At 41.9% G+C, this 11,076-nt stretch carries 9 protein-coding genes; 5 read left to right on the top strand and 4 right to left on the bottom strand.

What is annotated here, in order from left to right:
- Positions 1-43 precede the first annotated feature (43 nt).
- The gene (locus L4C39_RS02145) at positions 44-733 is read left to right on the top strand and encodes an ABC transporter ATP-binding protein (protein WP_371711524.1); all 690 of its coding nucleotides are present in this window, start codon (positions 44-46) and stop codon (positions 731-733) included.
- A gap of 251 nt (positions 734-984) precedes the next feature.
- On the opposite strand, the gene L4C39_RS02140 is transcribed toward L4C39_RS02145, so the two are convergent.
- Both L4C39_RS02140 and L4C39_RS02135 read right to left on the bottom strand, forming a co-directional pair.
- The gene (locus L4C39_RS02140; protein WP_017054423.1) at positions 985-1,299 is read right to left on the bottom strand and encodes a DOPA 4,5-dioxygenase family protein; all 315 of its coding nucleotides are present in this window, start codon (positions 1,297-1,299) and stop codon (positions 985-987) included.
- 151 nt (positions 1,300-1,450) lie between these two features.
- Complete coding sequence (locus L4C39_RS02135) at positions 1,451-3,298, bottom strand: M3 family metallopeptidase (RefSeq protein ID WP_429744135.1); 1,848 nt, start codon at positions 3,296-3,298, stop codon at positions 1,451-1,453.
- A gap of 175 nt (positions 3,299-3,473) precedes the next feature.
- On the opposite strand from L4C39_RS02135, the gene L4C39_RS02130 reads away from it, so the two are divergent.
- From L4C39_RS02130 to glpT, 3 genes are all read left to right on the top strand, one after another.
- Positions 3,474-3,875, top strand: coding sequence for a hypothetical protein (locus L4C39_RS02130; RefSeq protein WP_171755772.1), 402 nt, complete (start codon positions 3,474-3,476; stop codon positions 3,873-3,875).
- Between the two features lie 314 nt (positions 3,876-4,189).
- Complete coding sequence (locus tag L4C39_RS02125) at positions 4,190-5,788, top strand: BCCT family transporter (RefSeq protein WP_113800160.1); 1,599 nt, start codon at positions 4,190-4,192, stop codon at positions 5,786-5,788.
- Between the two features lie 398 nt (positions 5,789-6,186).
- Positions 6,187-7,563, top strand: coding sequence for a glycerol-3-phosphate transporter (glpT, locus tag L4C39_RS02120; RefSeq protein ID WP_371711481.1), 1,377 nt, complete (start codon positions 6,187-6,189; stop codon positions 7,561-7,563).
- A gap of 186 nt (positions 7,564-7,749) precedes the next feature.
- Here the strand turns inward: glpT and hpf are convergent, their stop codons facing one another.
- On the bottom strand, positions 7,750-8,106 hold the full coding sequence (hpf, locus tag L4C39_RS02115) for a ribosome hibernation-promoting factor, HPF/YfiA family (RefSeq protein WP_017054418.1): 357 nt from the start codon (positions 8,104-8,106) through the stop codon (positions 7,750-7,752).
- Positions 8,107-8,611: 505 nt separating this feature from the next.
- Between hpf and L4C39_RS02110 the strand changes: the two genes are divergently transcribed.
- Positions 8,612-9,583 (top strand): DUF2860 domain-containing protein, encoded by a 972-nt coding sequence (locus L4C39_RS02110; protein WP_429744132.1) that lies wholly within the window; start codon positions 8,612-8,614, stop codon positions 9,581-9,583.
- A gap of 160 nt (positions 9,584-9,743) precedes the next feature.
- Here L4C39_RS02110 and L4C39_RS02105 read toward each other — a convergent pair whose 3' ends face one another.
- Positions 9,744-11,060: a ferredoxin reductase family protein gene (locus L4C39_RS02105; protein ID WP_429744130.1), complete on the bottom strand. Its 1,317-nt coding sequence runs from the start codon at positions 11,058-11,060 to the stop codon at positions 9,744-9,746.
- Positions 11,061-11,076 lie beyond the last annotated feature (16 nt).

Genomic DNA, 11,076 nt, shown 5'->3' with positions numbered 1-11,076 from the left:
TTGGAATCGTAGTGACACGATAGCGGTAGATAAACCGTTAGTGATGCTTACAGGGATCAGTAAGCATTATAAGAGTGGTGATGAAGAAGTTCGCGCATTAGACGGTGTCTCTCTGTCGATAAATAAAGGGGAATTTCTGTCGATATTAGGGCCATCAGGCTCGGGAAAATCAACACTAATGAATATGCTTGGTTGTTTAGACAAACCAACCGCTGGGGAGTACTTGTTGAATGATGAAGATGTATCCGCGTTAACTGGGAACCAACTCGCGAAAATTCGAAATCAGAACATTGGGTTTGTTTTCCAAAGCTTTAACTTGCTGGAATACGCAAGTGCATTAGAAAATGTCGCATTACCTCTAGTGTATAGAGGAGTGAAAGCGTCAGAAAGAAGAGCGAAAGCCGCCTCATTACTAAATAAAGTGGGTTTGGGCGACAGAATGCATCATAAGCCTAATCAGCTTTCAGGGGGGCAAAAACAACGTGTCGCCATTGCTCGTGCATTAGTGAACGATCCGCAAATAATTCTCGCAGATGAACCGACAGGCGCGTTGGATTCTAAGTCTGGGGCGGAAATCGAAGCGTTATTCAATGAGTTGAATCAAGAGGGCAGGACGCTGATTATAGTGACACACGATAATGCGCTGGCTCAAAGAACTCATCGAATTGTCACCATTAAGGATGGGCAAGTGGTCGCGGATGACAACGTTGCTTATACCAATCGTAGTAAATAATTGGTCATCCTAGCTTGTTAAAATACTCGATAACGGCGTTAGAAATTTTGATTGTAGAATAACTACTTATCGAAAATTTCTGCCTTGTTCTCAAGCATTTTCCCTGTGCTTTTTATGACAATCTACTTACTGTGATTGGTATTAATGCGGCATCATGGCAGCCTTAAAATAATAAATGCCGAATTTTTTGATTCGGCATTTATTTAGAGTTCTCGATTCTAAGGATTTAGAAGGTTAGATTCACGCGCACCTTAAAGGCCTGCTTCATCAATTCCGAGTTCTCGGCCTAACCAGACTGCATGTTCAGTATGATCAATCAGATCATCACCTCCAACTGGGTGAATCAGAACATCCATGCCATTACGATTTTCATCTAGCCATTCAATGAAGTTTTGGCTGTTGTCTTTGAAGTGAATTTCAAACATTGGCATCAGGTGCGGGCCCACTAAGCGCTCAACTAGAGGAAATTGAGTGATGATGTCACTTCTCTGTTGTTCTATTTTCTTCTTTAATTCTGTTGCTTTGGATTTTTGTAGCAAACCAAAATAAACGTGTGCGTGATACATGTGTCACTCCGAATAGGGCTTATGCGCCTAATATAAGCGAGGCGGTTACAGGGAGCAAACCTAGAATTTAGAACAAGTTGTTCTGTTTTGTGGATGTTGCGGGAAAAGAAGAAGGCTACCCTAAGTAAATAGAGTAGCCGTAGAGGTGGAATTATCGACCGTAGGTAGAGATGATGTACTGCTCAAAATCGTCACACATACTGCAATCTGACGTTGAGTTGTTTGCTAATTGTGTGTCACCATCCACGATATTGATCGCTGCGTTAAGTGAGGACACTTCTGCTCGGGTACGGGTCGAAAGCGCCGCAATTTTTGCCTTCTCAACTTCCCATGCTTGCTCTGAAGTTAGGTTACATTCATCGGCAAGGTATTTAGCATTAAACCCTTCCCCCGTCAGTGCCAAAATCGTACCGTTGTGATTCACACTGTTGCCTTTATGCCAGTAATGTTCGGCAAGCAGAGGTCCAATTTCAGGGTTATCAGTCAAGTAACCAAATTTCTCAGTGAAGTAAGCGCGCGTTTGGTATACCGCCATATGAGCAAGCAAGTAACCTTGGTAAGCACAAGCCGATTCATCTGACAATAAGTGTGGAATGGCCATTAGAGGGCGAGGGCTACACTCTAAACCTAAGATTTTCTTTTCAGTATCGCGAGCAAGTTTAGTTATGGTTTCAGCGTTTAGCTCATCATCGCTTAGTTGATACAACGCACGTTCAAAGTAAGGTACAACAAGGATGCTACGCTCTGAGAACGCTTGGAATGGCTGTTTGCTGTCGATCATTGCTCGGATCAACGTATCTGGAACCGCCTGACCTTCAGCATTAACTGCGTACTGTTTTAACCAATCGGCGTCATTGAGAAGGCTGTCGCAGAACATCGATTGTGTTTCAGCGTAAGCCATTGATGTTGGAGCGAACTCTTGTGAGAAACAAGGAGCGTTCATTTTTACGTTGGCGAAGTGAGCCGCATGGCCGCCTTCATGGAATAAAGTATTAATACCATCATAGCCACTGCCAACTTGATCCGGTTTAGCGTTACTGGTGAAGTTGACTTTAGCGGCCACCCATTCACCTTGGTTGTAGAATGATGGAACGGGACCGTGACAGAATCCATTTGGGTATTTACCCTTACGATCAAGAAGGTCGAGCGTCAACTCAGCGCCTGAGTAATCAATATTCAGACGACCAAACGATTCTACCCAGCGACGTAGTGACTGAGAAAAAGGGACGTATGGATCTAAATCGCGCATCACGTCACCAGCAAAAGAGAACACAAAGTTATGGCCTTTTAATGCATCTTGGCCTTTGTCCTTTGCCAAATTGTCTAGGCTCTTTTGATGGCAATCTTTAGTGCGTGCTTCAAAGTCATCTAAAATGCTGAACAACTCATCCGTTGTCATCTGCTCCGTTTTGACAATCGAGTAATCAAAGAAAGTCTTGTACCCTAGAGATTGAGCGAATTTATTACGAAGCTTGATAAGCTCTAAGAAGCCATTTTTTAATAGCCATTGTTCAAGATCGAGAAAGGCTTGATGCGAAGATTGACGAACGTTTTCAATGGCGCTGGTACGAATGTTAGATCCAAGAACAGGTAAAGAGCCTTCCGCTTGCTGTCCGTTTTCATCCGTGTAAGTCATGATGTGGTTTTGTTTCTTTTCAAACAGGTCCGCTTCAAACTGAATAAGTTCTGATTTCAGTTTTTGAGCATCTTCAGATTCAATCGCATGAGCCTGAAATGTTGCCAACCAACCGTTGAGTCCGATGAGAGTCTGCTGTTTTTCTTCAGAATCAGGCAGTGCACTGAGGCTATCGATCTGCGCTTTTATTGCAGAAATTTGTTCAGCGGCGCTTAAGAATTCTGTCCACTTAGTTTGAGCTTGAGTCGAACCATCGTGGTCGTCGCTCACGCCCATATAGGTTTCCCAAAAGAAATCTTCTTTGGTTCTGTGAACAGATAAGTAACGGTCATTTAATGAGTTTAGATAGGCGGTTGCAGTCATTTTAATCCCTAGAAATGTGAAAGCCTGTTTGGTCGTGAGTATTACACAAACCATAATGTAATAGCGTGATTCTATACGAAAAAGTGATGGATTTTGATCAAATAAACAGTAAAGCTAGAGACGCGATATCGGTGGTATCATTAGTTGGTTTTTTATTGAGAGAATGAGTGATTTTATGAAGGTGTTAAAAGCGGTTTTGATTGTAATTCTTTTTGCTGCCGTGAGTTATGTAGGGTGGTTATTTCTTCCGCCTCAAGCCAGTTTAGAGAAACAGACATTAGATCTAGATCTTAATGCGTCTTTTAAACTGGTTGGTTTTCGACATAACTCTGGGGATCCTAGCCTCCCGTTGACGTATCACTACTTTATTACTCTAGAGGGTGAGGATGTAAAAGATCATACTCCTTTCCTTATTACGACTGATCCCTTTGTAAAACTGAAGGGTAGTGCGGAAAATACATTGGCACTGTTGGTAAATGGGAAAATCGATGCTTACACCAATGATGTTTGGGTGAAGCAAGATGATGGCATTTTATATCATTGGTACGTCAGCCTAGATGCTAAGTACGTGCGTTAATGGCATTTTCGGTAGGGTTCTAGATCGTATAACGTAAAGGAAGGTATGACAGGTTTATACAAAACCCTTTGATTTATAAATATATTTCATCTGTGCTCGTAAAGCATAAACAGTGGCTTCAATAAGGTTCTCAATCAAATAAATCAGCAATGCTAAGCATGTTGCTAACATTATGATAAACATCAAATTTAGCTGTTTTAATATGTATTCTATCGATTGATTGTGATTATTATGTGAGCAATCTATCATTTTGGTCTGGTAAAAATGCATCAGACTGGTAATATGACGCCCCTCACACACTACGTGAGCGTTTTATGCTAACCGATGCATGCCAGATTGGCAAAGATTTACCCGTAACAGAAACAACCTCAAAGCGCCGTATTGGCGTCCAACTTGTTCCAATTCTCACTATTGGATTCATCAGCCTATTTTTATTGGCTGCGATCATTGATCTCCCTCGCTTTACCGTATTAATCCAGAGTTTATTCTCAAAAGCTGCCGGGCAATTTGGCTACTTTTGGCAATGGCTTATGGTGGCAAACTTTGCAGTGGCACTGTTTATTGCTGCGACTCGCTACGGTAAAACTCGTATGGGAACCAAAAACAGACCGACAATAGGCACATTTCGCTGGCTAGCGATGATCATGTGTACGCTATTGGCGGGTGGCGGTGTTTTTTGGTCTGCAGCTGAACCGATTTATCATTTCATTACGCCTTCAGCAAGTTACCCAGATATTGCGGGCTCTAGTGCGAGCGCGATTGTGCCTGCTTTGAGTCAAAGCTTTTTGCACTGGGGATTCTTAGCTTGGTCTGTACTTGGAACACTAGCTACGATCGTACTTATGTATGCTCACCATAATCATGGAATCAAGTTGCGTCCACGCGCTCTGTTATTTCCTATTGTGGGTGATCGCTTAGAGAACCACTGGTTTGGTGCGGTTATTGATGCGTGCTCAATCATTGCGGTTGCAGCCGGAACGATTGGTCCGATTGGCTTCTTAGCTTCCCAGATGGGCTATAGCTTAGAAGTGTTAACTGGGCTAAAAAATGACATGAGTTCACAGCTAATGATCCTCGCTGTTGTCGTGGCTGTTTGCGCGGCCTCTGCGGCATCAGGAATGGATAAAGGTTTACAGTGGTTGAGCCGTCTTAATGTTATTGGGGCGTTCGCACTACTGTTGGCTATTTTGATTTTAGGCCCAACCCAATTTATTTTCGAACAGTTTGGTCTCGCGTTTGCGACCTACTTGAAAGATATGCCGACCATGAGCGTGACGGATAGCAATCCTGGCTGGAACCTTTGGTGGACTTGGTTCTTCTGGGGATGGTTTATCGGTTTTGCTCCAATGATGGCAATTTTTATCGCGCGTATTTCTGAAGGCCGTAGCATCCGTGAATTAGTACTTGCAGTCGCTGTTGGGGCTCCGATTGTGACCAACTTTTGGTTCTCAGTTCTTGGTGGTACGGGTATTTTCCTTGAATTGCAAACTCCTGGGGTAATATCTGGACCATTGGCTGACGCCGGTCTGCCTGCGGTACTGCTGGCATCTCTACAGCAACTGCCATTTAGTGAAATTCTACTTCCTGCGTTCTTGGTTTTGACCACAACGTTTGTCGTGACGACAGGTGACTCTATGGCTTACTCCATTGCCATGGTGGTTTCTGGTGATAATGAACCAGATCGCAAACAGCGTTTGTTCTGGGCTGTCATCATGGGCTGTGTTGCGGCTGTATTATTGATGGCGGGTGAAGGGGGATTAAATGCACTTCAATCGTTTATCGTGATCACTGCGGTGCCTGTGTCACTCATTATAGCGATTACCCTTATTACAGGGCCAATAGCCGCAATTAAGATGTCTAAAGCACAAGATGCTCGTCTTTCCGCTGAGAGTGAACTTGCAGCTCAAGCTTAATTCAGCCAAGAGATCGCTGACTGAACGTACTCAGTTTTAGATCTGACATCGAACAAAATGCCGCAAATGAACGTAAGTTTGTTTGCGGCTTTTTTATGCCCGGATTTTTGTGTTGGATAGATTATCCAACAATCAATGAGTATATAAGACGGTAATTTCGTATGAACATTTCCTTTATTATTGTTCACTTGATTCGTAATCGGACATTTTTGTGAGAACGGATAATTCGAACGAAGTTAACAACAATTACAACTAATCATTTGTTTTTATGTGTGAAATTAAAATTGTAAACATTTGTCACAGTTCTGATTGCATATCGTGTCCACAATGCCGCAAGCTTCGAACGCGTGATTGTTAATTCGTTCGAAAGTAAACTCAATATAATAATGAGGTCTACTATGTTTGGCATATTTAAACCCAAAGCACACATGGAGCGGTTATCCGGAAATCAGATCGACGGCGCTTACACGCGCTTAAGATGGCAATTGTTTCTTGGTATTTTTGTTGGCTATGCGGGCTATTATCTTGTCCGTAAAAATTTCAGTTTGGCGATGCCATATCTGATCGAAGAGGGCTACAGCCGAGGTGATTTAGGGGTCGCTTTAGCGGCTGTTTCGATTGCTTATGGTTTATCAAAATTCTTAATGGGCAGTGTTTCGGATCGCTCTAACCCGAGGTATTTCCTCAGTGCTGGCCTATTAATGTCAGCTATCGTGATGTTCTGTTTCGGCTTTATGCCGTGGGCAACTGGCAGCATTACCGCAATGTTTATTCTTCTGTTCCTCAACGGTTGGTTCCAAGGGATGGGTTGGCCCGCCTGTGGACGAACTATGGTTCACTGGTGGTCTCGAAAAGAGCGTGGTGAAGTGGTGTCGGTGTGGAATGTCGCCCATAACGTTGGTGGTGGCTTAATTGGGCCAATGTTCCTTTTGGGCCTATGGGCTTTTAATGATGATTGGCGAACCGCATTTTATGTCCCTGCTTTCTTCGCAACATTAGTGGCTATTTTTGTCTGGTTTACCGTGAGAGATACGCCTCAATCGTGTGGTCTTCCTCCGATTGAAGAGTATAAAGATGACTACCCAGATGATTACAATGAGTCTCATGAAAAAGAGATGACGGCGAAAGAGATTTTCTTTAAGTACGTATTCTCTAACAAGTTATTGTGGTCAATCGCGATCGCCAATGCGTTCGTGTATCTGATTCGTTATGGTGTATTGGATTGGGCTCCCGTATATTTAAAAGAAGCGAAAGAGTTTACGGTTGATAAATCGTCATGGGCTTATTTCTTGTATGAGTGGGCGGGCATTCCTGGAACACTGTTATGTGGTTGGATTTCAGATAAATTATTCAAAGGCAGAAGAGCACCTGCAGGGATCTTATTTATGGTTCTTGTTACGGTAGCGGTACTTGTTTACTGGTTTAACCCAGCAGGTAACCCTGGTGTCGATATGGCGGCCTTAATTGCTATCGGGTTCCTTATTTACGGTCCTGTAATGCTGATTGGTCTGTATGCTTTGGAACTTGCACCGAAAAAAGCGGCAGGAACCGCTGCTGGTTTGACTGGGCTGTTTGGTTATCTAGGTGGAGCCGTTGCTGCTAATGCGGTACTTGGTTATACGGTTGATCACTTTGGCTGGGATGGCGGCTTCATGATTTTAATCGGTTCTTGTATCGCCTCAATCATCTGTTTGATTTATGCATTTATTGGTGAAAGAAATCATCATAAAAATAAATTGCAAGAGGAAAAACAGAAAGAGGAAGCCATCGCATAATTGATGGTAGATAACTGAAGATCGAACGAGTAGAGAGGCAACTGATAACTTCAGTTGCCTCTTTTGTTTTTCATACAGTGGAATGGTCTATGGGAAATGTGACAGTATTGATGGTTATCACTCAAACGAACCAAAATTAAAAAAGCCAGCACGACTCGTGCTGGCTTCATTTGAATCAATATTTAATTAAACTAGTTTCATCTCTTGAATGATGTCTGATGCAATTTCAGGCTTAGTACTTGTTGGTTTTTCATGAAGATCAGACTTAAGCTGACCTTTTCTGTTTTTAAGCCCTGTTTCTAGTTTTTTAAGCACAGCTGCAATCGCTGGATACATTACTTTATCAGTTGCTTTTGCAGAAACTCGAACGCCTTCGTAGTTAGTAAAAGTCTCAACATTATGTTCGCCGTGTTCCTTTGTAATGATGATGTCGCAACTGATTAAATCTGGGAAGTGAGAAGATATCTTTTCGAATTTGTGTTCAATTTCTTTCCGTGAATCATCGTTGATTGATACGTGATGAGTTTGGATGTTTACTTTCATAGATAATACCTTTTCATACGAGCATTTCGTCTTTTAAACGTAGCAAACTTGTCATCGAATCGCAAAGCGATGCTGTTAAGATGTGTGACTCGACCCCGTGTTTTGAAAATCTTGTCATTTAAATATTGAACTAAACCAAATATTTCAAATTTATACTCTCTTTGAAGGTTTTGGTAATTATTCTTAAATATCAATAATTTGTTTATTTTTTGAACGCGCATGGTGTGACATTTATATAGGCTATTCAATGAGAGTGTCGTAGTAGGGCTGCTCATCATTCATAAGTGTATGTTCGGTAACTAGTTATGGGATAGGACAGTATTTGATGAAGTAGTGTGGTCTAAAATTGGTATTAAGTTCCATACATTTGTTTTGTTTGTGCATGCATTCACCTTATTGACACATTACTACTTTATTTATCTCTGTGAATGATAGGTTCGACTTTTTTTTCACTGTTAAACATTTAATTTGTCCCCGCCCACTTCATATAACTATAGAGATCATTATGAAAAAAAATCTAGTCTGCCTGTCAGTTCTTGCTGGCCTTATGTCATTTCCTACACTTGCTGAACTATCTGAAGAAAGCGGCTTCGGCGGTAAAATTGCTCTATTAACAGGGGTCATGTCGAGTGAAAGTAACTTTAACATGGATACGAAAACGAAGAACGGCACCCTAGACTCAGCAGGTAGTTCTGAATCTGAGTTTCTAACGGCACCGCTGGGTAAGTTAACGTATACTTTTGGTTCGAATAATGATCAACAGATCTTTTTTGGTACATCTGAAAGCGATGTTGCGGTAGGTGATTTTGCATTAGAGCTTGGTTATGCGAAAGAATTTGAAAGTGGCATGGTTGTGAGTGCTTCTTACCTTCCGTCAATCATTGGTGGCGAAACGTGGGAGGATCCGTATCTAACAGGTACAGAACGTAAAGCAACGGACATTACAGGTAATGCTTACCGTCTTCAACTTGATGGCATTATGGGAAGCGACTTCTCTGCTGACTTAGGTTACTACACCAGTGAAGTTGATAATGACTTGCTTGCGGCTCAAGACAAAGATTTAGCACGTGACGGTAACGGTATCTATACATCATTCTCTTACGACCATTTCTTGTCAGAAACATCAATGCTATCTCCTGCCATTATCTACAAATCTTTTTCAGCAGATGGTAAAGCGATGTCAAATACAGGCTACGGTCTAGAGTTGTCATATCAACGTGTAATGGGTAACCATGCTTTATCTGTTTCTGCTGAATACATGAACACAAGCTTCGATGCTGCTAACTCGAAACTGGGTAATGTTAAGCGTAAAGATAACTCTTACGGTATTTTTGCTGCTTATGAGTACAAAGACGTAATGGGTTGGGAAAATTGGAATGCCGTTTCTTTGCTAGGATATGATGTTCAATCATCAAACATCGCATTCTATGATGAGAAAGAGTACCTAGTTTCTGTTGGTGTTAGCTACGAATTTTAACGCCCTAATGGCAGTTGTTGCGTAACTCACTACTTCATTGAAATAAAAGCCAGTTGAATGATTCAGCTGGCTTTTTTATTGGCTCTTAACAAAAAATAAAGATCATACACATAGATAGTCACGAATACATGCTGACGTAAAGGGTAGAGACTGCAATAGCCTAACGCATGTTGAAAAGCTCCGTATGGAAATGTTCGGGTGGAACTCCCGCAATAATAAGATCGTTCTTGAGTAGGTTTCCAAATAGTGTTGGACCACAGAAACAGGTCTCAAACTGGTTGCCATTCATCTTTTCTACAATTTGGTTACTATCCAGAAGCTCACCAGCTTCGGCAATGACCATGTGTAACTTGACAAAATCTAGGCGCTGAAGAAGAGATAAGATCTCATTCTGGAAGAACGCTTCTTTCTCTGAATTTACGCAGTAGAACAGATGGACTTCTTCGAGTTTTAGCTGCTGTTTATTACTTTTTCTCTTTAGCCAATAAAGACGAGATATAAAGGGTACGATACCAATCCCCGCTCCAATCCAAACTTGTCTCTCAACTTTAGGGATCTGGAATGCGCCGTAACCACCTTCAACCGTCACCTTTTGTCCAATTTCAAGGTTATTAACCAGCTTATGAGTGTAGTCGCCGAGATCTTTTACTCCGAACTCAATTTTTTGCTTTTCAGCGTCGAAATTCAAGATGGAGAATGGGTGAGGGGCTTCACCATCATGGAAGTTCAGATACGCGAATTGCCCTTCTTCGTAGCTAATGTCTGATGTCAATTTAATCGAAAACCGGATTGCCATATTCTGGCCAGATTTGACAGAGAAGGCTTCAACGTTAGCCACTTGTCCTTCAGATTGATTCTTCTTACCAATTTTACCTGTCAGTGAAAGCCATGAGCATCCGATACCAACGATAGATATGATGGCAATAGCAATGTTCATTGGGGCTGTACCGATATTCCAATCAAGTAGGAGTTGCGTATGGAAAACACCAGCAATCATCAATAGACCACCGATTTTATGGGTGTGCTTGAATGTCTTATAGCTGATGGCTTGATACAGGCTAATGATGCTGAATATTAGGAATACTTTGAAAGATATATCACCAACTTGCTCTGCTATTGCGTGCCAATTGATACTTTCAAGCTCTGGTCGTGCTCCATGATTTGGTCTCTCGAAAACACCAGCATCAACTAACCATGGTCCACTTTTGATTACTAACCAGTGAAAGATAAGAGCAACTGTTGCCCCTATTCCTACGTTTTTGTGTAGCTTGTACCCTTTGTCTAGACCTTTGACGATCTTCTCTACCCAACGAAAGCGAACTGCAAGCAAAACCGCTAGTCCCATATAACCTAGGCCAAGCAAGCCAGTGTACATCGTCAATTGATGACGCCAGGTAAAAAAGTTGTCTAAGCTTTCCCAGTTAACCAACAAGCTTGGTAACCAAAGTAAAGTGAGGATAGCGGTAAATCTAAACATAAGGGGCAGTCTTTAA

Origin of the sequence: Vibrio clamense, from assembly GCF_050337905.1 — a bacterium.
Taxonomy (GTDB): domain Bacteria; phylum Pseudomonadota; class Gammaproteobacteria; order Enterobacterales; family Vibrionaceae; genus Vibrio; species Vibrio cortegadensis.
This window is presented reverse-complemented; position numbering and strand designations above follow the sequence as displayed.

Coding starts and splice junctions, on each gene's coding strand:
- L4C39_RS02145 (WP_371711524.1), top strand. CDS start 44: ATGCTTACAGGGATCAGTAAGCATTATAAGAGTGGTGATGAAGAAGTT.
- L4C39_RS02140 (WP_017054423.1), bottom strand. CDS start 1,299: ATGTATCACGCACACGTTTATTTTGGTTTGCTACAAAAATCCAAAGCA.
- L4C39_RS02135 (WP_429744135.1), bottom strand. CDS start 3,298: ATGACTGCAACCGCCTATCTAAACTCATTAAATGACCGTTACTTATCT.
- L4C39_RS02130 (WP_171755772.1), top strand. CDS start 3,474: ATGAAGGTGTTAAAAGCGGTTTTGATTGTAATTCTTTTTGCTGCCGTG.
- L4C39_RS02125 (WP_113800160.1), top strand. CDS start 4,190: ATGCTAACCGATGCATGCCAGATTGGCAAAGATTTACCCGTAACAGAA.
- glpT (WP_371711481.1), top strand. CDS start 6,187: ATGTTTGGCATATTTAAACCCAAAGCACACATGGAGCGGTTATCCGGA.
- hpf (WP_017054418.1), bottom strand. CDS start 8,106: ATGAAAGTAAACATCCAAACTCATCACGTATCAATCAACGATGATTCA.
- L4C39_RS02110 (WP_429744132.1), top strand. CDS start 8,612: ATGAAAAAAAATCTAGTCTGCCTGTCAGTTCTTGCTGGCCTTATGTCA.
- L4C39_RS02105 (WP_429744130.1), bottom strand. CDS start 11,060: ATGTTTAGATTTACCGCTATCCTCACTTTACTTTGGTTACCAAGCTTG.